21 protein-coding genes and 1 pseudogene are annotated in these 21,321 nt (G+C 45.5%); 6 read left to right on the top strand and 16 right to left on the bottom strand.

All coding sequences use genetic code 11. From position 1 onward, the window contains the following. Window positions 1–2 precede the first annotated feature (2 nt). From GSQ66_RS00850 to GSQ66_RS00840, 3 genes are read right to left on the bottom strand one after another with little or no spacing between them, the layout of a single operon-like run. Window positions 3–908 (bottom strand): cyanophycinase, encoded by a 906-nt coding sequence (locus GSQ66_RS00850; protein ID WP_162425717.1) that lies wholly within the window; start codon window positions 906–908, stop codon window positions 3–5. Window positions 909–934: 26 nt separating this feature from the next. Continuing rightward, entirely contained in the window at window positions 935–1,357 is a 423-nt protein-coding gene (locus GSQ66_RS00845; RefSeq protein ID WP_162425716.1) for a hypothetical protein, read from the bottom strand. A gap of 10 nt (window positions 1,358–1,367) precedes the next feature. Next, window positions 1,368–2,210, bottom strand: a complete 843-nt coding sequence (locus GSQ66_RS00840) for a TIGR02587 family membrane protein (protein ID WP_162425715.1) — start codon at window positions 2,208–2,210, stop codon at window positions 1,368–1,370. A gap of 460 nt (window positions 2,211–2,670) precedes the next feature. Between GSQ66_RS00840 and GSQ66_RS00835 the strand changes: the two genes are divergently transcribed. Beyond that, window positions 2,671–3,315 (top strand): outer membrane beta-barrel protein, encoded by a 645-nt coding sequence (locus GSQ66_RS00835; protein WP_162425714.1) that lies wholly within the window; start codon window positions 2,671–2,673, stop codon window positions 3,313–3,315. Between the two features lie 84 nt (window positions 3,316–3,399). Here the strand turns inward: GSQ66_RS00835 and GSQ66_RS00830 are convergent, their stop codons facing one another. Together GSQ66_RS00830 and GSQ66_RS00825 are read right to left on the bottom strand one after the other, a co-directional pair. Beyond that, window positions 3,400–4,140: a (Fe-S)-binding protein gene (locus GSQ66_RS00830; protein ID WP_162425713.1), complete on the bottom strand. Its 741-nt coding sequence runs from the start codon at window positions 4,138–4,140 to the stop codon at window positions 3,400–3,402. A gap of 3 nt (window positions 4,141–4,143) precedes the next feature. After that, window positions 4,144–4,989 carry a hydroxymethylglutaryl-CoA lyase gene (locus tag GSQ66_RS00825; RefSeq protein WP_162425712.1) on the bottom strand — a complete coding sequence of 282 codons (846 nt, stop codon included), beginning with the start codon at window positions 4,987–4,989 and terminating at the stop codon, window positions 4,144–4,146. 779 nt (window positions 4,990–5,768) lie between these two features. Here GSQ66_RS00825 and GSQ66_RS00820 point away from each other — a divergent pair. Together GSQ66_RS00820 and GSQ66_RS00815 are read left to right on the top strand one after the other, a co-directional pair. Continuing rightward, complete coding sequence (locus tag GSQ66_RS00820) at window positions 5,769–7,196, top strand: aldehyde dehydrogenase (RefSeq protein ID WP_162425711.1); 1,428 nt, start codon at window positions 5,769–5,771, stop codon at window positions 7,194–7,196. A 118-nt stretch (window positions 7,197–7,314) separates the two neighbouring features. Next, window positions 7,315–7,710, top strand: a complete 396-nt coding sequence (locus GSQ66_RS00815) for a hypothetical protein (protein ID WP_162425710.1) — start codon at window positions 7,315–7,317, stop codon at window positions 7,708–7,710. Between the two features lie 103 nt (window positions 7,711–7,813). Here GSQ66_RS00815 and GSQ66_RS00810 read toward each other — a convergent pair. Next, a pseudogene (locus GSQ66_RS00810) lies at window positions 7,814–8,253 on the bottom strand (hypothetical protein); the annotation flags it as partial. Between the two features lie 23 nt (window positions 8,254–8,276). Between GSQ66_RS00810 and GSQ66_RS00805 the strand changes: the two are divergent. The 3 genes from GSQ66_RS00805 to xseB all read left to right on the top strand — a co-directional run bounded on the left by GSQ66_RS00805 (window position 8,277) and on the right by xseB (window position 10,547). Further along, the gene (locus tag GSQ66_RS00805) at window positions 8,277–8,570 is read left to right on the top strand and encodes a hypothetical protein (protein WP_162425709.1); all 294 of its coding nucleotides are present in this window, start codon (window positions 8,277–8,279) and stop codon (window positions 8,568–8,570) included. 158 nt (window positions 8,571–8,728) lie between these two features. Further along, window positions 8,729–10,294, top strand: a complete 1,566-nt coding sequence (gene xseA, locus GSQ66_RS00800; protein ID WP_162425708.1) for an exodeoxyribonuclease VII large subunit — start codon at window positions 8,729–8,731, stop codon at window positions 10,292–10,294. Further along, window positions 10,281–10,547 (top strand): exodeoxyribonuclease VII small subunit, encoded by a 267-nt coding sequence (gene xseB, locus GSQ66_RS00795; RefSeq protein ID WP_162425707.1) that lies wholly within the window; start codon window positions 10,281–10,283, stop codon window positions 10,545–10,547. The genes xseA and xseB overlap by 14 nt, the downstream gene beginning before the upstream one ends. A 1,041-nt stretch (window positions 10,548–11,588) precedes the next feature. Here xseB and GSQ66_RS00790 read toward each other — a convergent pair. From GSQ66_RS00790 to GSQ66_RS00745, 10 genes are all read right to left on the bottom strand, one after another. Further along, window positions 11,589–12,044: a hypothetical protein gene (locus GSQ66_RS00790; protein ID WP_162425706.1), complete on the bottom strand. Its 456-nt coding sequence runs from the start codon at window positions 12,042–12,044 to the stop codon at window positions 11,589–11,591. Window positions 12,045–12,055: 11 nt separating this feature from the next. After that, window positions 12,056–12,496 (bottom strand): hypothetical protein, encoded by a 441-nt coding sequence (locus GSQ66_RS00785; protein ID WP_162425705.1) that lies wholly within the window; start codon window positions 12,494–12,496, stop codon window positions 12,056–12,058. A 36-nt stretch (window positions 12,497–12,532) separates the two neighbouring features. Then, a complete protein-coding gene (locus GSQ66_RS00780; protein ID WP_162425704.1) occupies window positions 12,533–13,072 on the bottom strand; it encodes an RNA polymerase sigma factor in 540 nt (179 codons plus the stop codon). A 485-nt stretch (window positions 13,073–13,557) separates the two neighbouring features. Beyond that, a complete protein-coding gene (locus GSQ66_RS00775; RefSeq protein ID WP_162425703.1) occupies window positions 13,558–14,199 on the bottom strand; it encodes a hypothetical protein in 642 nt (213 codons plus the stop codon). A gap of 74 nt (window positions 14,200–14,273) precedes the next feature. Beyond that, on the bottom strand, window positions 14,274–15,233 hold the full coding sequence (locus GSQ66_RS00770) for a transketolase family protein (protein ID WP_162425702.1): 960 nt from the start codon (window positions 15,231–15,233) through the stop codon (window positions 14,274–14,276). Between the two features lie 57 nt (window positions 15,234–15,290). Further along, complete coding sequence (locus GSQ66_RS00765; RefSeq protein ID WP_162425701.1) at window positions 15,291–16,685, bottom strand: vWA domain-containing protein; 1,395 nt, start codon at window positions 16,683–16,685, stop codon at window positions 15,291–15,293. A gap of 35 nt (window positions 16,686–16,720) precedes the next feature. Continuing rightward, a complete protein-coding gene (locus GSQ66_RS00760; protein ID WP_238395767.1) occupies window positions 16,721–17,578 on the bottom strand; it encodes a transketolase in 858 nt (285 codons plus the stop codon). Between the two features lie 500 nt (window positions 17,579–18,078). After that, window positions 18,079–18,528 carry a thioredoxin-dependent thiol peroxidase gene (gene bcp, locus GSQ66_RS00755; protein WP_162425700.1) on the bottom strand — a complete coding sequence of 150 codons (450 nt, stop codon included), beginning with the start codon at window positions 18,526–18,528 and terminating at the stop codon, window positions 18,079–18,081. 96 nt (window positions 18,529–18,624) lie between these two features. Next, window positions 18,625–20,517: a M23 family metallopeptidase gene (locus GSQ66_RS00750; protein ID WP_238395766.1), complete on the bottom strand. Its 1,893-nt coding sequence runs from the start codon at window positions 20,515–20,517 to the stop codon at window positions 18,625–18,627. Continuing rightward, window positions 20,504–21,115: a fumarylacetoacetate hydrolase family protein gene (locus GSQ66_RS00745; protein ID WP_162425699.1), complete on the bottom strand. Its 612-nt coding sequence runs from the start codon at window positions 21,113–21,115 to the stop codon at window positions 20,504–20,506. Before GSQ66_RS00745 ends, GSQ66_RS00750 begins: the two co-directional genes overlap by 14 nt. Between the last annotated feature and the right edge of the window lie 206 nt (window positions 21,116–21,321).

The following is a 21,321-nucleotide window of genomic DNA, read 5'->3' as shown; positions in this document are numbered from 1 at the left end:
ACCTACCCGATTATCTGTTCAAAAACAGGCAATGTGTAATTTTCTCCTTCAGCCATCAGGTGTACTGTAAGGCCGCAAACAGAAAACGGTTGCCCCGATTTTATCTCAAAGATGTTGTTGCGTGTTACTTTCATGCCATCCACTACCGTTACCAAACCGGTACCGATCACTTCTATGTTTCGGCCTTCTGTAACCAAAATGGCGGTATCCTCTTCAAGCCCGATGCCGATACAACCGGGATTGGTGGCAATGCACTGCGCCATGCGAACAATGCGGCCACGTTGAATAAAATGCGTATCGATGGCCACATTCTTTAAAAACTCCAGGCCGGTTGTTATACGCACGTCTCCTTTAAGCATCCCATGCGCTATTTCTCCTTCATAAATCATAGGTGTAGACAGCGCTGCAGCACCTGCACTGGTACCGGCAATAATAAAGTTATCATGTGCATACCGGTCTTTTATAGTTTCCAGGAAGGAGGTACCGCCAAGTATGGCTGTAAGTTTAAGCTGGTCTCCGCCAGTTATCATAATACCATCGGCCGCTTTCACAATATCGCAATTCTCCTGGCGCATCGCATCCGGCCTTTCTTTAATGTCGATGACCTTTATATTTTTGACTCCTAACTCGGTAAATACTTTTACATAATCCTGTGCACTTTTATCTGGTTCGCCGGATGCTGTTGCCAATACGGCAACCATCGGGTTCTCTCCTTGCAGCTCATCTACAAAACGCTGCAGTATTTCCTGCTTTATAAAGTCAACACTCTGGCGCTGCGCTTCAGACTTTTTGTCCCCATTCTTACTTTCTTTGCCACCAATGGCCAGTAATTTACCTTTTGGCACAGGTAACACTGTATGGCGTCTTTTTGCAGTAATGTCCTGATCTTCGTTCTTCTTTTTTGCCATAGTTGTACACAGTTTAGATATAAACTTCAGGGTTTTTTAAAGCTTTTCACTCTTGCCACTACTGAATCAGATGCGGCTGGCTCACCTGAAAAGGTAACCCAGCCTTCGCGCTTAGAATCCTTGGGTGAGAACGCAATCTGCAGTTCCGATTTTTCTTTTTCCTCGCCATTACTATACAGTATAAATTCGGAAATAACCTCTTCGGCAGTAGTACCGCCTTTGTTTGTAATTGTAACCTGGTAGCGATTGGGCGCCTCTTCCGACGGGTCGTGGCGTGCCTTTGCAAATACCTTCGGATCTGTTGGGTCGTAGGTTTTAACCTGGTAACCTAAGTATCCGAATATGCCAAGCAACAGCAGCAGGCTGACAGCAAAAACAAGCCACTCAAGCCAGTTTTTCTCGTCATCCTTATTCTCTGAATCTCTTCCTTTATCAGTATGTTTATTCATGTTTGTTACTCTATTTTATAAGCAGACGACCAGCTGATGCACCCAAAGACGACAATACGCCCAAAACTATAGTCTGGGAAAACGCCGTCCAGAAGCTTACGTTATCGAACCTGCCGAAAAACCAGAGTGCAAATGCCGAAGCCAGCAGTGCCACCAGGTAACTCACACATGTATCGAAGGTTAGCCAGAACAGCAAATCATCAGATACCTTAGCGGCCGTGCCTTTAAAATCGCTGAAATACACTACTACTACACTTAGCAGCAGCGAAGCCAGCGCCATCAGTAAAATATGTACCGGTTCAGCCTCTACAGCCAGCATCACCACCTCTTCGGTAGGTGCTACGTTTCCGCCTATCAGCAAGGCTCCGCAAAAGGCCAGCACAATCATTCCCAGCCGGCCGGGTCTCTTCTCTTCTTCCAGTTTTTCATTGTCTTCTTCCTCAATATCAGAGCCGAGCTGTGCTGTACCAATCGATACGCCAATCGATACTACCATAGCTTCTATTATCACTTTGCCCATCATTTCGCTGCTCAACACCATATCCGTTAGCTGAATACGGTTTAACACGAGCAGCACAGCAAACGAAAGCACAAGCCCAATGCCCATTTCTTCTACCGAGTCGATCATAACGCTGCGCCACGACACACCGGGCCGCATACCCGCATACCGGTTATAACCCAGCAGTAACAGGTACGTTACCACCACCAGCATCAGCAATTGTAATGGCGTAGCACTAAAGCCGGCCCACCATACTTCCATTGTATACAACAACGGAAAACTGAATAATAAGCCTCCGGTTATGCCTCGCGCATACTCTTTCAGGGTCTTACTTACGGGTCTGTTGCCTATCAAACTGCTCTATTCTTTTTTGTACTGTACTTATTTTTATGGCAGTATACGCTTTCGTGTTATTTAGGTATAAATACTGTTTTATGGTCACCAGCATTACATTTCTATTTAACTGCGAACAACTATAAAATTGGTAAGATTTAAAGTGAATACTCCTGTCGGTTGCTGTCATAAAAAGTAAGATCTAATGATAACTTTCATTACCGTTTTACTTTTTTGTGATACTCTCATCGTTTGCAGTGGCTAATCTATAGTTGTTCAGCATAGCCTCAACACTTTAATCTTTGTACAAAATAGTTTTGACTAAGAAAATGACAATCAGGCAATAACGCCGCTATAGTACCTCCATTTATTCTTCCTGATAATTGTATAGATACGGATAAAGGTGTAAGGCCGAACTATAGTTTATATAGTGTTATATAGATGTTTGTGTATTTTCGCAGAAACTCATCTGAAAACAAATATGAAAAAATTACTGGCTACGGCAATCTTCGCTTTAATAGGCGCAGGCGCATTTGCACAAACTACGCAGGGTACTATAGTGGTTTCTGGAGCTGTTGGGTACACCAAAAATACCCGAGACTTTGGCAACTCACCTGTGACGCAGACTTCTTTTAATATTACGCCGAGTATGGGGTACTTTATCCTGGACGGACTAGAGGTTGGTGCTTCTATTGGATATAAACAGGATAAATCCAATGAAGCAGTTATGGGTGGTTATGGCCCGGTAAATTATGAGAATGTTACCAAAGCTTTCGGTTTTATGCCCTATTTAAAGAAATATTTTATGGTTTCGGACAAAGTAGCTTTTACAGCTAGTGCACAGGCCGGTATCTCTAAAGGTACTTCCACAAACAAACCTAGCTCTGGCTTTTACAATATAACAGAACTCGATATATCAGATTTTCAGGTAGCAGTTGTGCCGGGTATTTCATTTTTTGCTACTGATAAGATCGGTATAAATGCCAGTTTTGGTTCGTTTGGTTATAGCCAAGTGAAGTCTGAATATGAAGGAAGTTACGAAATCAGTTTCAATACCTCGACCTTCGGCCTTAACCTGGACAGCAGCACATTAGGCATTGGCTTCAGCTATCATTTCAACCGTTAAACTATAGTTTACTAAAACCAAAAGGCCTGTGCACTTTATAGTTGCACAGGCCTTTCTGTTTTATAACAATCCAGCAATTTATAGTTACCACCCACTTGCCAGGACATCGGCAATGTGCATGGTTCTGATAGGCTTGTTCTGTTTTTTGATGTAAGCTTCTAAATGCATCAGGCAGCTGCTGTCTGTTGAAACTATAAACTCAGCCCCGGTAGCTAGCGCGTTATCTACTTTCTGCTCTGCCATCGCTGAGGAGATCGCTTCAAACTTAACGGCAAATGTACCGCCAAAACCACAGCAGGTTTCGGTATCCTCCATCTCTACCAGTTCAAAGCCTTCTACGTTTTGCAGCAACGCACGCGGGCCGGCTTTTATACCGCATTCGCGGAGGGCACTGCAGGAGTCGTGGTAAGTAAATCTGCCAGGTAATGATGCGCCCGGTATAGCTGTAATCCCCAGCACATCTGTCAGAAACTCAGTAAACTCGAACACTTTTTTCTGCATAGACCGGTACTTCACCAGGTTCGACGACTTTACAAAAATATCCTGGTAAGCGTTGCGCACCATGCCCACACATGAGGCCGAGGGTGCCACGATGTAACTGGATGTTTCATTCGAGAAATCATCTAAAAACTTGGTTGCTACTTCGCGGGTTTCGGAGAAGAAGCCGGCGTTAAAAGCAGGCTGTCCGCAGCAGGTCTGGTTTGGGTTATAGTTTACTTCGCAGCCAACGCTTTCCAGCACTTTTACCATGTTCATACCTGTTTCCGGAAACATCTGGTCTACGAAGCAGGGAATGAAAATATCTACAATTATCTTTTTTGCCATAGGTTAAGAGAACACAGCAGCAGACTGTGCGATGGCCGCCTGAAGTGCGGCGTTGTTCAGATTCAAATTTACACCAATCGTGTTAAAGTAAGCTACTAAATTTTCGGTGGCCATATTTCCTACCAGCTCATCTTTTGCCATCGGGCAACCGCCAAATCCACGAATGGCCCCATCAAAACGGCGGCAACCGGCTGTATAAGCGGCTTCTGCTTTTTCCTGCCAGCTGGTTGGTGTAGTATGCAGGTGTGCGCCAAACTCAATATGTTTAAACGCCGGAATAAGCGAGCCAAACAGGTAACCGATGTTTTCTGGGTTCGAGACGCCAATGGTATCGGAAAGCGAAATGATCTTTACCTGCAGCTTATCCAGTTCATGAACGAAATGCAGCACCGTTTCGGTATCCCAGGGGTCATTGTACGGGTTACCGAACCCCATGGAGATGTACGTAACCAGTGTTTTATCGTGCTTATGGCAGATCTCCTGAATCTGCGCCAGTTGTCCCATTGCTTCGGCTATACTCTTGTTGGTGTTGCGTTGCTGAAACGTTTCGGAAACAGATAACGGAAAGCCCAGGTAGTCGATCTGCTTGTGCTGTGCCGCATCCTCGGCGCCGCGCACGTTTGCAATAATGGCCAGTAATTTAGAGCTGGTAGTTTCCAGGTCCAGGTTGGCGAGCACTTCGGCGGTATCGCTTAGTTGCGGTATGGCTTTCGGCGACACAAAGCTCCCGAAGTCTATCGTATCAAACCCAACCTGCAGGAGCTGGTTAATATAGCTGATCTTAACATCGGTGGGTATAAACTTGTGGAGGCCCTGCATGGCATCGCGCGGACATTCAATTATTTTCATAGTATAGTTTACTATAGGTTGGCCAGCCGTTTCCGGGTTACTTTTGCAATCAAAGATACAAATTTATAGTATTTGCTTTTGCGTTTACTTTCAATGAAGCTGCTTAGAACTTTATAAGCCTTTGCGTTACGCCCATGCTGCGTGTTTTCACCAGCAGGTATCAGAACCGGCTCAATGGATTGTTACCATAGCCGTCAGGCTAAGCATTGTTTTTAGAAAATCAGGCAGTATTAATGCTCTTTTGGGCTTCGAAGTCCGAAAGCACGCTGGACGGAAATTCCAGCTCCCCGTAGATCAGCCTTCTTTTCTGCTGCGGACAAGGGTGTCCGCAGCAGACGAAGTTTCGGACACAGATGTCCGAAACAGCAAGTCACAGATGTCCGAAACAGCTTACCCTGACGGCTATAGTGTAACTACAACCATGGCTCTTTTTCTCCTTCATAAACTCTAAACTACTTTGCTACTATACTTCATTTAATTTCAGAAAAACATGAGTACTTTAACTATAATTTCCAACTATAGATTTTACCTGAAAACTATAAACAGCCTGTGCTGCACATCATCGAAAGTTAAATCCGGATTACGTGAGCGCTGCTGAAACTATAGTTCGTAAACCTGCTATTGCGTACCTTTTACCCTAGTTACGTGGGCTTCTGCCAACAGGCCTTCCCGAGTTCATAGTTGGTCTTTTTTTCTAACGTATACACACTATGGATCAGTTTACCGGACGCCCTCCCAAAGCGCAATCATCCAACTATAAAACTCCAACTGTTTAAGCTATGCCCGTTGCCCAACCAAACACTGCCAACCAGGTAACTAAGAAAGAAGATCTGGAAAAGATACAGTTACTCCACAGGTTACAGCGAGGCTATTTTGCTGAAGGTCACACCCTGTCAGTGTCGTTCCGGAAAGAACAGCTCCGGAAGTTACAGCAGGTACTAAAGCAGCACGAGCAGGAATTATTCGATGCGCTGTACGCCGATTTCCGTAAGCCTGCCCTGGAAGCTTTTGGCACCGAGATCGGGTTTATTGAGCTAGAGTTAAAACTGGCGCTGAAAAATATAGAAGACTGGACAAAACCCCGCAAAGTACCTGAATCACTGATCAATTTCCCGGCAAAGAGTTACGTTTATCCGCAGCCATATGGGGTGGCACTCATCATTTCTCCGTGGAATTATCCGCTTAATTTACTTTTTGCACCACTGATCGGGGCTATGGCGGCCGGCAACTGCGCTATTCTTAAACCATCTGAGATTGCAGCCAATACAGCCGCTATAGTAACGCGTATTATCTCTCAAAATTTTGATGAGCGGTATATTGCTGTTGTGGAAGGCGGAGTAGAAACAACGCAGCACTTACTGGAACAGCGTTTCGATTATATTTTTTTTACCGGAAGCACGCAGGTAGGTAAAGTTATTATGAAAGCCGCCGCCGAACACCTTACTCCCCTTACCCTGGAGCTTGGCGGAAAAAGTCCGGCAATAGTTGCCATGGATGCTGACCTGGAAATGGCAGCCCGTCGTATTTGCTGGGGCAAATTTCTGAATGCCGGCCAGACCTGCGTAGCCCCCGATTATGTTTTGGTGCAGGAAGACGTAAAAGAAGAACTGATACAGCAAATGTCCAAAAGCATCCGCGACTTTTATGGTGAGCAGCCAGCTACCAGTCCGGATTTTGCACGCATTATAAACGACCGCCACTTTCAAAGGCTAAGTAAAATGCTGACACCGGAAAATATCCGGATCGGTGGCAAAACCGATGCTGAAAGTCGTTATATAGCGCCTACTGTTCTAGAGATCTCCACCTGGGATCACCCCTCAATGCAGGAAGAGATCTTTGGGCCTATTTTACCGGTTATCTCTTTTAATGACCTGAATGAGGCCATTAGCATGGTTAACCGGCACGAAAAACCACTCTCACTTTATTTTTTCTCAACCAATAAAACACAGCAGCAACGCATATTAAAGGAAGTTACTTTTGGCGGAGGCTGCATCAACGACACTTTATCTCACCTGGCAAACCCTAATCTGCCGTTCGGTGGCGTGGGTAACAGTGGCCTTGGCAGTTACCATGGCATTGCCAGCTTCGATGTGTTTTCTCATCAGAAAAGCATACTCGATCGTGGCACCTGGCTCGACTTACCTTTCCGGTATCCGCCTTATGGCAATAAATTAAAACTACTACGCAGGTTCTTTGATTGGCTGTAACATGTCCTGAGCTTATTAGCAGGAAAACTATAGTTCCGGCAGTGATTCCTGAAATAGGTGCAAATAATTTCGGTGAGTTGCGTATACTTCTTTAAACACAATCACCCTTCAGATTATTATGGAAAACCTGACTCAATACTTAGACAAATCACTTAAGCCACTGGAAGATAAGGTAAGAGAATACCTTAACGTTGAGCGCGACATCCGCTTACTGGATGTGGAACTACTCTCGTTGCAGAGCATGAAATCGGACTTTAACCCCGAGCAACACGACCTGGAACAGGAAATTAAAGAAGGTGGCAATAACAGCGAGCTTAACGACAAAGAACAAAGAATGGCCGACTTATTGAATGAATACAATAAGCTACGCACAGAACTCATCAACATGCTTCCTGAAAAGAACAGGTTTATCGAGATAAATCTTGGTTACGGCCCAAGCATGGTTGGTTACTTTACCATCGATCATGAAACCCGCCAGCCATTACCGGAGCCCGTGTTGCGTGTAGTTCATTAGACCTACTCCCCGACCTATACTGACATATTATACCAGAAACTATAAAACGAAAAACCGCTGGCACTTTAGCACCAACGGTTTTTGCTGTTTTGCAGAGAAGTTGTTAATGGAATTGTTCTGTTTCGGCAGAGCCTGCCAAGGCAACAATTGAAGTGGCGCCGGCAGTTACGGCATGCTGTACGGCATCAAAGTAACCGGTGCCTACAAACGACTGGTGTTTCACAGCTTTAAAGTCATCTTTGGCTAGGGTAAAGGCACGTCCTGCAGCTCTGAGTAACCAACCATGACACGCTCTTTATACGCTTTTGCCAGCTCAAACATGCTGGTGTTTAGTGCATGAAATCCGGCCAGCGTAATAAACTGGAATTTGTAGCCCATTTCTACCAAGCTTAATTTAGAAGCCAGGCGCGTAGCTACCAGTTTGTTTTTAGCTTCCTGGGTTGGTACTAAAGCCTCACCGCCCAGGTGACCGCACTTTTTGGCAGACGATAACTGGTCCTCATAATGTACGTCTGCGGTGACCGCCGAAGCCACCTTCCGCACGCATCGCTGTCAAGCGAACATTATTGCCGCCGCTGGATTCGCTTATCTTGTTTGAGGATATTGCAAATGTGCCGGATGGCGTCCCTATAGTTGGTGTGCAACGTTCCAATAATATTAATCCGGATAATGATAACCTGGTCATAGCGCTGGCGCATCCTTCGCAACGGGCAACTGAAACAGTAAGTACAGGCTTGTTCCTAAATGACAACCTGCGTCGTAAAGTTAAATTCCTGCAAGCCCCTGCTATACTTCAGAAGCAACAGTGGCAACAGCCGATAAAGGAGGTATTGCAGCAACTTCAGCAACCTAAAACGTAACTATAAATCCAAACATATTAGCAACTTTACAAGTATAGTTATAGTACTATATAAAGGTACGGGAGCTGAAAATTTAAAAATTCCGGTATACTAATCTTACAACTATAAAATCAATTCGTAATTTGCTACTTATATTAGGCTAATCATTAATCCGGCTGATGTCCCAGTTATTTTTCCGGCAAACCAACGTGTACGAGGAGTTCCAGACTCCCCTATCGCTCTTTGAGCTGCACCAGCAGATCAGGGAGGAACTGGAAGTGGCTTTCCCGGAAAGTTACTGGGTAGTAGCTGAGATAGCGCAGATTACACCGGACAGGCGCAAAGGCCATTGCTATGTAACGTTGGTTGATAAAGGCGATGATGCCCGCAACGTAGTAGCGCAGGCACGGGCTACTATCTGGAGCGCCCGTTTTGCCATGCTCAGCCGTTTCTTCGAGGACAAAACCGGGCAGCCACTAAAAGCAGGACTAAAAATCCTGTTCCAGGCAACAGTGCGTTTCCATGAGTTGTACGGCCTAAGCCTGGATATCCAGAACATTGACCCGAACTATACCATCGGCGACCTTGCCCGCCAGCGACAGGAAACCCTGAAGCGACTGGAAGCAGAAGGCTTACTGACAGCCAACAAAGAACTACAGCTGGAAGAAGTTCCACAACGACTGGCAGTTATTTCCTCGGCTACAGCAGCCGGTTACCAGGATTTTATTCATCAGTTACAGACTAACCCGTACGGCTATAGTTTCCATACCACACTTTTCCCGGCAACGGTGCAGGGCAACGACGCACCGGCCTCTGTAAATAAAGCGATGGCGCTTATCGTAAAGTACAAAGAGCGGTTTGATGCCATAGTCATCATTCGTGGTGGTGGTTCGCAAACCGATCTGAGCTGTTTCGACGATTATAGCATTGCAGCTGCTATTGGTAATGCCCCGTTGCCGGTGCTTACAGGGATAGGCCACGAGCGCGACGAGAGTATAGCAGACCTGGTAGCACATACACGGTTAAAAACCCCTACAGCAGTCGCCACTTTTCTGATAGACCGTTTCCGAAACTTTGAGGAATATACAGAAGGCCTGTACGACAGCATCCGGATGTTTACGGCACAACAACTGAATCTGACAGAAGATAAGCTGGAACGTGTGCAATTACGCATTTCAAATACAACCAAAGATTTTCTGAAGGAAGGCCGGGACTTGCTGGAAACATTATCACGGGGCTTATTGGTTAAACCGAAGGCTTTCCTTGAAGGACAGAAACATATAGTAAGTGACCTGGAGCGTGATATTAGTGCAACCACCAAAGACCAGATGCACCAGCGGGAGCGTTACCTAAGCGAGCTTTCGGTTTGCGTGGAAGGCAAAGCGCAGCGCTACCTGCACATGAAGGAGCACGAACTAAATACCCTTAGCCATTGTGTTGAGACCGAAGTAAAAGAGAACATCAAACAAAAGGAGATCAGTTTTACAAAGCAGAGCGATAAGCTGGCATTTACCACCGCCCGTAAACTGCAGACTGATGAGCACCGGCTCAAACTGATAGAAGCAGGCATACAGGCCAACAACCCCGAAAGGCTATTGCTTCGCGGCTATACACTAACCCTGTTAAACGGCAAGATCATAAAAAGTATAGGACAGGTACAGGACGGCGATGTAGTAGAAACCAGAATAAAGGACGGCACCATCCATAGTATAATTGTAAACAAAGAAGCAAATGACACCCTATAAAGATATCAGCGCCATGACCTACCGCGAAGCAACGCAGGAACTGGAAGAAATTTTGAGAGCCATTGAGAACGACGCGGTTGATGTGGATGAACTGACACAGAAAGTACAGCGCTCATCACAGCTTATAAAGTTGTGCAAGGATAAGCTGCGTGCTGCCGAGAAAGCCATTGATCAGGTATTTAATGAAGAGAATTGCGAGGAACCAACTAAGTCAAAGAAAACCGAAGGCAAGGCAAGCGGTACATTGTTTTAAGCTTTAACTATAGTTGGAGGTAGACTTTATAGTTGATGTTTTTAACCCACCCCTACCCCTCCCGGGAGGGGAATATTCTGTTGTTGTTATAGTTGGTTTTATAGTTCTATAGTTCGTATTGCTGGCGCGAGCGTCCCCGCTCGTGACTTACGATGGTGTTGAGTCTCCTGAGCCAACTGGCCCGGCAGGGACAGGCTATGTCTGAACCGGGATTAAGTGAGATTTAAAGAATTTCTGGGATAAAGGTTATCGCTATAGCTTGCTTTATCGTTTTATAGTTGCTGTTTAAACCCACCCCTACCCCTCCCAAGAGGGGAATTTCGGCTATAGTTAGAGCTTAGCTATAGTTTTATAGTTTCCGTTTGTCATCCCCCTGCCCCCTTCAAAGGGGGACTTTCTGCTACTGCTTGCCCTACTGTCATTTCGACTATAAGGAGAAATCTGAGTTTTCTATAGTTACAGCCTGTTGATCGGACAGGTCGCGACCTGTCCCTACGGAACTATAACCACGATAAGGCGATAAAACTATAGCTTCTCCAATCAACTATAAAGTTAGCTATCGAACTGATCACAGTCTTTGGGTTGAGCGCCTTTGCTTTGTTGCGGTGCCGTCAGGCAACCCGAGCTGAGCGAGGGTAGCAAGAAAGCAGCAGCGCGATGCCCGAAGACGAGGCCTCCCGGCCGTGAGGGCACCAAAGCTAACTATAGAACTGTAGATAAGTAAAGCTCCCAGGATTAAAGAATATTTGAAAGAAAGGTTTGGTTCAAGTTGCAACTATAGCTAACTATGGAACTCAGATTTCTCACGCTGTTCGAAATGACAAAAGAGAAACTATAGGACAATTAAGATGTCTCAGAGCTATACTGGCTCTTTTCGACTCTCGTCTCAAGAATGCGCGAAATGACAGAAGAAAAACTATAAAACATATAAGCTCCCCGGCTTAGCTCGGAATGACAGGGAGAAATCACAAATTCCTCTCAAAAACAAAAGGCATCACTATTACAGCGACGCCTGATGCCATTCAACTTTGCCAAAAATCTTTATTTCGAAGCGCGGCTATCGTCCAGGCGCTGAAGTAACAATTTTGTAAAATCGCGTTCGCCGCGGTATAGTTTTATAAGCTGTTTATTAGAGATCACACGGATATACTTTGCAGCATACTCCTGCTCCAATGCCAGCTCCTTTTCACGGGTAGTAAACATGCCATCGATGCGGGCTTTTGCTTCCTGTTCCGTCAGTTCCTCCACATCCTGCCGGTAACCGCTGCGGTAGGCTTTTAAAAGCTCACGTCGCTTGGTCTCGTATTCGTTATAAAGGGGCCAGAACTTTTGAGCCTGCTCCGAGGTTAACTCCATTTTATCGGTCAGGAATGCAACTTTGGCAGCTTCTACACGCTCGCGACGCTCTTTAGAAGAGGATGATCTGTCCTGGGCAAAAGCTGCTGTGGTAGCAAACGTAGTTGCACAGATAAACAGTAACAATAAAATGCGCTTCATGTTATGGGTGATTAATAATCAGTATCTCGTAAGTGGTAATATTCAAGTTCTTCCTCAGCAGCTACAGGGCTCACATTCAGGAAATCAGCGGTAAGCTCCTGGTTCTGAATGGTGTTTAGCTCGGCAAAATCCGAACTTTCTAAAGACGCATTGGCAGTAAGGTAATCCACTATCTCCGTATCAGTTACAACAGCCATATTTATAGCCTGCTGATCTGGCTGCGATTCCAGGGTAAAGTAAAATACACCAACAAACATAGCCAGAAGTATAAGCGGGGCCACAGCTACACGAATTCCCTGCCACAACCGTGCAGGCAACCACGCTTGCTGCGGGGTGGCAGCGGTTCGCTCCATAATGCGTGTCGGCAGGCGGTCGAAGTAGCCTTCGGGTACCTGGTACACGTTGTGTTTTGGCAGCTCGCTAAGGGTAATATTTTTAGGCTTGTTGTTCATGGTAATACTGGTTAGATAGCGTTCTCCTCCAATAGTTTAATCCTGCTTCAGAAATTCTTCAATTTTTTTCACTGCCAGGTGATACGATGCCTTTAAAGCGCCTACCGACGTTCCCAGTATCTCCGAAATCTCTTCGTACTTCAGGTCGTCGTAATACTTCATGTTAAAAACCAGGCGCTGCTTGTCGGGTAGTTTCAATAAGGCTTTCTGTAGTTTCAGTTGAATCTCATCGCCACTGATGTTTACAGTTGTATCTATCTTTTCAGCCAGCTCGGCAGCCACATCGTTTATCGGTAAAAAGAACTTCCGCTTTTTGCTTGACAGGAAAGTGAGGCACTCGTTGGTGGCAATACGGTAGAGCCAGGTATAAAGCTGCGCATCCTGCCTGAAATTTTCCAGGTTCTTCCAAACCTTCAGAAAAACCTCCTGGGTAAGGTCGTCGGCATCTTCATGGTCTATTACCATCTTGCGGATGTGCCAGTATACTTTCTGCTGGTACTTTCTTACAAGCTGGTTAAAGGCCAGGTTTCGGCTGTCAGGGTTAGCGAATTTCTCTAATATCTCTTTGTCTTCCACGTGTGCGGTGGCGGTAATTTAGTAAAGCGTGTTGATTTTACTCCAGCGTTAAAATTAGCTGGTTTTGAGTTATAGTTTATAGTTGATGGGTAATTTATAGTTTAAACTATAGTCTGTCAGAAATATGAGCTATAACTACGGGTAGTTTATAGTTAAATCTATAGTTGGTAAAAGCGCAAACTATAGCTCAGTTTGAAGTAGCAACTATAGTTTGTTTCAATTTAATGTATTGCTTATTCTATAGTTTAAGAATGTGCTGCAATCATAATTGGGCGTGCCGGCTGGGCCGTCGGGCTCTCGCGGCTCGCTTTTTGGCTCGTGCCTCACCAAAAGAGCTCAGACAACCGCTCCATCCCTCACGCAATATCCCTAGCATGGCGCGAGCGTCCTCGCTCGTGACAAACTATAGTTGGGCGTCCCGCCCAGTTGAGTTACAAACTCAACATCATTAAAAGACACGAGTTGCAAACTCGCGCCAGCGGAAATCAAGTAGTAAATAATTTTTGCTTCACCAACCAATCTTCAATTTCTGGGTGTTGATCTAAAACTATATTTAGGCTTTCGCTATAGTTGTAATCTCTGAATCTTATTTCAATTCTGCCGTCAGCTATAGTTTGTATCGATTCAATTTTTGCAGAGTTGAAATAGGTCGGTTCTCCATTCAATACTAATTCCACAGGTGCCGCATATTCTTTTGTGATGAAAGTATTTCCTTTTCCTAAAAGTATAAGAGCATTTTCTTTTATTAAAATGTCAGCTATATCAAAGTCATAAAAAGTTTTAGCGAAGTTAACTGGCAGTGTTATTTTTTTGCCCAAAGGGTAATAGTTTTTGATGTAGACCCTAACATTCTCAAGCAAAATTGCTGAACTATAAGCTGGTAAAGCAGCTACTTTTCTTCCTTCTTTATAAAAAACATAAGCAAACCCATTGAAGAAAAAGTATAACCCTATCATGCCAATGAGTAGAAGAAATGCAGGTACTGGAAATCTGTTGTGCTGATAGTCTAATGCTAGAATCCCGGAAAACATTAAAAAACCGAAAAGCAGCATAATCCCCATACCAGCAGAAAATCCCTGCTCTTTTAAGAACTCAATAAATGTTCTATCCCTGAAAGTGTAGCCCATTGACAAATGTTATAAAACAAAACAGGCTGCACTTTATAGTACAGCCTGTTAAATATAGTCAGATTATCACTAATCTACTTGTTTTTTCTGCTGATGGCGCGTTCAGCAGCGGCTACAATATCATTCTCAGTCAGGCCGTACTTTTCCATTAGCTGGTCTGGCGTACCCGACTCACCGAAGGTATCATTTACAGCTACATATTCCTGCGGAACAGGCGTGTTAGAGATAAGCACCTGTGCTACGGCATCGCCAAGGCCACCGAAACGATTATGCTCCTCGGCAGTTACGGCGCAACCTGTTTTAGCTACCGATTTCAGAATGGCTTCTGCATCAAGTGGCTTTATCGTATGAATGTTGATGATCTCGGCGTTGATGCCTTTTTCTGCCAGGATGTGGCCTGCAAGGATAGCTTTCCAAACCAGGTGGCCGGTCGCGAAAATACTTACATCGGTACCTTCGTTCAGCATCAACGCTTTACCAATCTCAAATTTCTGATCGGCTGGCGTAAAGTTAGGAATAACCGGGCGACCAAAACGCAGGTAAACCGGGCCTTCATGCTCCGCGATAGCTATAGTTGCGGCTTTGGTCTGGTTATAGTCGCATGGGTTGATCACGGTCATGTGCGGGAGCATGCGCATCATACCAAGGTCTTCCAGGATCTGGTGCGTGGCACCGTCTTCGCCCAGCGTAAGACCGGCGTGCGAAGCGCATATTTTCACGTTTTTGCCGGAGTAAGCGATAGACTGACGGATCTGGTCGTACACGCGGCCGGTAGAGAAGTTGGCAAATGTACCCGTGAACGGAATTTTACCGCCAATGGTCATACCGGCAGCAAGGCCCATCATGTTGGCTTCGGCAATACCTACCTGGAAGAAACGCTCCGGAAACTCTTTCTGGAAGGCGTCCATTTTAAGTGAGCCGGTAAGGTCGGCGCAAAGGCCTACTACATTTGGGTTGGTGCGGCCAAGCTCCAGCAGGCCGGCTCCAAAACCGGAACGGGTATCTTTTTTCTCTGTAAACGGAAAGTCTTTCATGGTATGGTTCTTTCTTAAAAGTCTTTTATAGTTGGCAAACTATAGTTTGCCGGTTTCTTATCTGTTAAAAATTCTGACAGTAGTTGTTGCCCCGGACCGTACGGTAAAATCCTGCACATCAGTGAACTTGCTTGACTGCGCGGTCTTCATGCGGTACACCAGTTTATAGTTTCCGGGCTGTAACGGTATAGTTACTTTACTATTATTTTCAGGGATGTTCAGCAGCCAGCGTTGTGCCCCGCTTTCGTCTATACTATAAACACTGCCGTAGCCCTGCATCTGCGATGAGATAGCTAACTGGCCCGGCGTAGGTATAGTAATCGTTTTGGTCTGGCCCTGCTTTACTTCGATATCCTTCAGGTAAATGCGCGGCGTACTTAGCACTTCAAGGTCATAGGTACCGGCAAGGTATTTATGCCTGTCGCCGAAGCTTTGCACGTTAAGCGTTCTTACTTCCCCGTTTTGCCGGACTATAGTCTGCAGTAACCCGTAAGGCGATGGCCCATCCTGGCGCAGGTACAAAAGACCCTGCGGCGCTTTAACTTTGATGACGTTGTGCCGGCCAGGCTTAACAGTTACGTTTCGCTCTACAACAGCCGGTGTGGTATTAATAACCAGGTCGTAAGGCATCAGCGCATCAATCTCCAGCATATCAGGCTTGCCTTTGTCGTTCAGGTAGTGCACAAAGTTATACTCCGGCAGCCCACTCAAAGCATTCAGAAACGTCATGTTCACGTTCGTTTCCACAGGACGATCCTGGTCATCGAGAAGCTCAACGCTAACAGTTGTTTCGCTCAGGGTCTGGGTTACGATCTCGGTGAGCACATTCTCAAAAGTTTTAACATCGGCAGCGTTAAAATACTGGCCAATACAGTTGAGCTGCTTCTCGTACTCGGCATCAATCCCAATCCCTATCACAAAAGGGCGCAAAAAGATACGCTTCTTCTGCAGCGCCAGCGATACTGCACACGGGTCTCCGTTACACGACTCAATTCCGTCTGTTATCAGAATGATAACGTTTCGGGCACGCGGGTCATCCGGAAAGTCCTTTGCTGTTTGCTCCAGGGAGTACGTGATGGGCGTGTTGCCGCGCGGTACAATTTCACCAAGCTTTTTCTTAACGTTAGCCGCATTTTTGGCCCCAAAAGGTACTTCAAGCTTGGTGTCCTTGCAGTCGTTGCGTTCGCGGCCGTGCTGGTGTCCGTAAGCCCTTAAGGCAACTTCCACGTTATCAAACCGCTCCAGCGAATCTACCAGGTGGGCCAGCAGGTCTTTAGCAACGTTCATGCGGTCGCTTTTTTCCCATTTGGCCATCATACTACCCGAAGCATCCAACAAAAACAAAATGCGCGTTTTGGGCTTAGGCTTTTTATCCTGGGCCATAGCAGTGCCAGCCGTTGCCAGAATCAGCAACAACAAAACAATACCTGCCTTTTTTACCCAAGCTGCCATGCCCGAACTATCCCCTTTTACCTGAAAACTATAGTTTAGTAATCCGAAGCGTGTTTTACCATCAGCTGCTGCAGGGCAATCTCCAGCTGCTCATCGTTTGGTGCAACGCCGTGCCATTTGTGCGACCCCATCATAAAGTCTACACCATAGCCCATTTCGGTGTGCATCAGCAACATTACTGGCTTACCTTTGCCGGTTTCAGCTTTAGCCTGCTCCAGGCTTGGTATCAGCGTCTCGAAGTTGTTACCGCTTGTTTCCAGTACTGTCCAGCCAAAAGCTTCAAACTTAGCACGCAGGCTACCAAGGCTCATTACTTCTTCTGTAGAGCCGTCAATCTGCTGGCCATTTAAATCTATAGTTGCGATGATGTTATCAACCTTGTGGTGAGCGGCATACATGGCTGCTTCCCAAACCTGGCCTTCTTCCACTTCACCATCGCCCATCAGCACATACACCAGGTTGTTATCCTTGTTCAGTTTTTTAACCTGCGCAGCACCAACCGCTACCGATAAACCCTGACCCAATGAACCGGAAGCAATACGAATACCTTCCAGACCTTCTTCGGTGGCCGGGTGGCCCTGTAACCGTGAGTTCAGCTTACGGAACGTAGCCAGCTCTTTTACTTCAAAGAAACCTGCGCGGGCAAGCGTACTATACCAAACCGGCGAAATGTGGCCATTAGAAAGGAAGAACAAATCTTCGCCTTCGCCATTCATTTTAAAGTCGGTGCTATAGTTCATTACTTTGAAGTACAGCGATACGAAATAATCAGTACAGCCAAGCGAACCGCCCGGGTGGCCGGAGTTTACCGCATGCACCATACGCACGATGTCGCGACGTACCTGTGCTGCAATGTCTTTCAGCTCTTCAATGCTTTTGTTGTGTGGATTCACAGTATTAATGGTTGATTGTTAAATTGATTTATTGTTGATCTCCGGTTAAACTATAAACTATAGTTATGAACGGTTATGCTTTCAAAGATACGTCTTTACTAAAAGGTAGCATAGCTAACATTTGGGTTTTGTTGTAGTATTACTATTTTTAAGTCTTACTTCTAATCGATCTAAAGCTTCCTTAATTCTCTGGTTGTAGAGGTTATAGTTTTTTTGACTAACACCCAAAAAGCCACCTAGTTTTGGTTGATGTTCGATTAAGTCAAACAGCTCATTTATTTCTTTATCATCCGTGTCATCAGGATAAACAGATAGAAATTCTTCGAAGCCGATCTTTTCATCTAAAAACTATCGAGCAGAGTCAAAAGCAGATAGCAATTCTGACTTTTTATCCATCATTAACATTAAGTGAACAACAAACTATAGTGTTAGAATCTTTCCTTACTAATTCCTAATAACAAAAAAGCGCAGCCTCTTTTAGAGTAGCTGCGCCCGTTTGCTTATTTCAGTATCTGAGCCGTATGGTCGGCGGTCTTTACTTTCGTGATGATATCCTGTATCACCCCGTTCTCGTCTATGACGAATGTATAGCGCATCGTGCCCATATACTTCCGGCCATACATCGATTTTTCCTGCCATACGCCGTACTGTTCTACGATCTGCTTTTCGGTGTCGGCAATCAGGGTGAAAGGCAGTTCGTATTTGCCGATAAACTTCTGGTGCGATTTTTCGCTGTCTATGCTTACGCCAATTACTTCGTAGCCTTCTTTTTTCAGGTCGCTATAGTTGTCGCGGAGGTTGCAGGCCTGGGCGGTGCAGCCGCTCGTGTCGTCTTTCGGGTAGAAGTACAGGATCACTTTTTTACCGCGGTAGTCGCTCAGCTTCACCGTATTTCCGTTCTGGTCTTTGCCTTCAAACTCCGGAGCCTTGTCGCCGATGTTGAGATTCATAGTTATTGATATTTTGACTACCTGACAAAAGACAAAGGACTTCTCATCATTTCCGGATGATTCCTTTGTCCTTTGTCAAACAGTCCTTTGTCAAAGTTATATTTTGGTTGTAAAAGTGGCTTCGTTGCCGGCAATATCCTTCACCTTTAAAACCACTTCGCCAGACAAAGGTACACTTTTATCGAGTTTTTCAGAGTAAATAAGCGCTTGTTTGTGCTCATATTTCATCAGGATCCACTTGCCATCTACCCAGGCGTTAAACGATTGAATACCGGAGAGGTCATCGCCTATCTTGAACCTGATCTGGGCCGGGCTTTTGCTGAGCAGTTTTATAGTTGGCGGCCTGGTATCCTGCATCACTTTAAACTTGCCCATGTTTTTGGTATAAAAAGTTACCGTGTTGCCTTCCCATTTGCCGCCTGCAAATCCGCGTCCACGACCTAATCCTAAAAAGTAAACGGCTGCTTTGTTCTTGTCGATGCCCGTGGTATCCACTTTCATGGTTACTTTAATGGCTTTGTGCAGCGGCGTGTAAAAATCCCCTACAGTGTATACATCTCCTTCTTTGGCGGTATTCAGGTAAAGCGTATCGTATAGCGACTCTTTACCGAAATCAAGGCTCAGGTAGCTGTTTTTATAGTTTACATCCTGGGCTGGCGGTATCATTTTCTGGTAACCAAAGCTCTTGCCCACATCACAGAACCCGATAGAGTCCGGAATGCCACCCCGTAGATCGTAGAGAGCCACCGAAGCAGAATTATTCATGTAGCTCGGTACCAGGTCAAAGCGTTTGCCACTTACAAAAAGCTCTACGTTTCGCGGCGTTTTGCTTGTGTCGGTCGCGCTTACTTTCAGTACATTCCCGATGATCTCGTAATCCATTTCCGGCTTTTTAACCGCTTTGGCTAAGGTCTGGGTAAAGGTTGGTTTCCGGCCCTTAACTATAAAGCTGAGCGTGGAGGTATTATTATAAGAGTCTTTCGCTACCAGTTTTACCTGGTAAGTAGAGTCTGCATGCACCGTAAAGCGGCCTTGCCTGCCATTGGCTTTGTAAAGCGGCAGGTCATTGCCATAATCCACAAAAGCTTTCTGGAACGTGCGTCCGTAACGCTTGTACATGTAATAATTAATATGCTGCGATACTTGCCGCGAAATCTCGAAAGGCACCTGCTCGATGTAATGGTTATAGATCGGTTTGTTGTTTACATACAAGGTAACTTCCTGCGTACCGTTCTTGTTGGTAGCCCCGTCCAGGCGGTCATTGGTCTGTAATTCCAGCCCGATAAGGCCGTGTGCAAAAATCGTATCGGCTAAACTATAGTTGGGGCCCACCTTTTTAGGACTGTATTCGGCACGGTTAAACTCATTTTTTACACGAGCGTGTATGTTCAGCGGCAACACAGCCAGACTATAGATGTCCGGCGGGGTAGTATCTATTACTTCTTTAAAATCATACCGAAGTGGGTTATAGAGCCTGTCCTGCGCATCACGGATCTCAAAATGCAGGTGTGGGCCACCCGAACCACCCGTGTTACCCGACAAACCAATTATCTGGCCGCGCTTCACCGGAAATTCATCTTTCTCGAAGAACAGCTCCAGCTCAAAGGTTTGCTTTTCGTATTGCTTCTTTAGTAAATACTCGCCCAGCGGGTCGCCAAACTGTAGCAGGTGCGCATAGGTTGTAGTAAGGCCGTTTGGGTGCGTGATATAAATAATATTGCCATACCCGTATGTAGACTGCTTTACCCTGGAAATATAGCCATCGGCGGCGGCATACACATTCAGGCCTTCGCGCTGGTCGGTTTTAATATCCAGGCCGCCATGGAAGTGGTTAGAGCGTATCTCGCCCATAGTACCCGACAGGTAATTGCGTTCGCCGGGTTTTATCGGGAACAGGAAATAGCCGGGTGTTGGATTGTACTGAGCTGCCAGGTTAAAGGTGGAAAGTACGGCAACTATAAAAAGCGGTAATATCTTATTTAATTTCAAAATCAAGCAGTTTTCTATCTTCAACATAGCCTTCTAATCTGTCGCCAATCTTAACCGGGCCAACGCCCTCAGGTGTACCTGTAAAAATAATATCGCCTGTTTTTAAGGTGATGAAGCGGGAAATGTAAGCAAGGATGTCGTCAAAATCATTCATCATCATCCCGGAATTACCTTTCTGCTTTGTTTCGCCGTTCACATCCAGTTTAAAGTTGATGTTTTTCAGATCCGGGAACTGGGCTAACGGAATAAATTCTGAAACCGGTGCGGAGCCGTTAAAGCCTTTGGCCAGTGTCCAGGGAAGGCCTTTTGCTTTTGCTTTGCTTTGTAGGTCGCGGGCCGTAAAGTCTATACCAAGGCCAATGGCATCATAATACTTGTGGGCAAACTTTTTCTCAATGTTCTTTCCCTCACGGCTGATGCGCAGAATGAGCTCCACTTCGTGATGAATGTCGTTGCTGTATTCCGGGTAATAAAACGGCTCGTTGTTGCGCAGAATAGCGGTGTCGGGCTTAAAAAAAATGACAGGTTCGTCGGGTACTTCGTTCTTTAATTCGGCAATGTGTTCGGCGTAGTTTCGGCCTATAGCTAAAATTTTCATGGGGTGCGGAATAGGTGTAAAGGGTTCTGTATTCCAAAAATAAGGTTTCTAACGAATTGTACAGAAAAAAGTGATGAATTTATTGTGAACGCGTCAGCGGTTTCATCATTAACTTATAAAGTATAGCCCGAAAGCTTAATCCAGACATAAGATGCACAGTAGAGCATTGCACAACTATAGCCTGTATCCGGAACGTATAAATGAGC

Origin of the sequence: Pontibacter pudoricolor (assembly GCF_010092985.1) — a bacterium.
In the GTDB taxonomy this organism is placed as follows: Bacteria; Bacteroidota; Bacteroidia; order Cytophagales; family Hymenobacteraceae; genus Pontibacter; species Pontibacter pudoricolor.
Note: the sequence above shows the minus strand (reverse complement) of the source record. Positions and strands in the feature narration are given on the sequence as shown.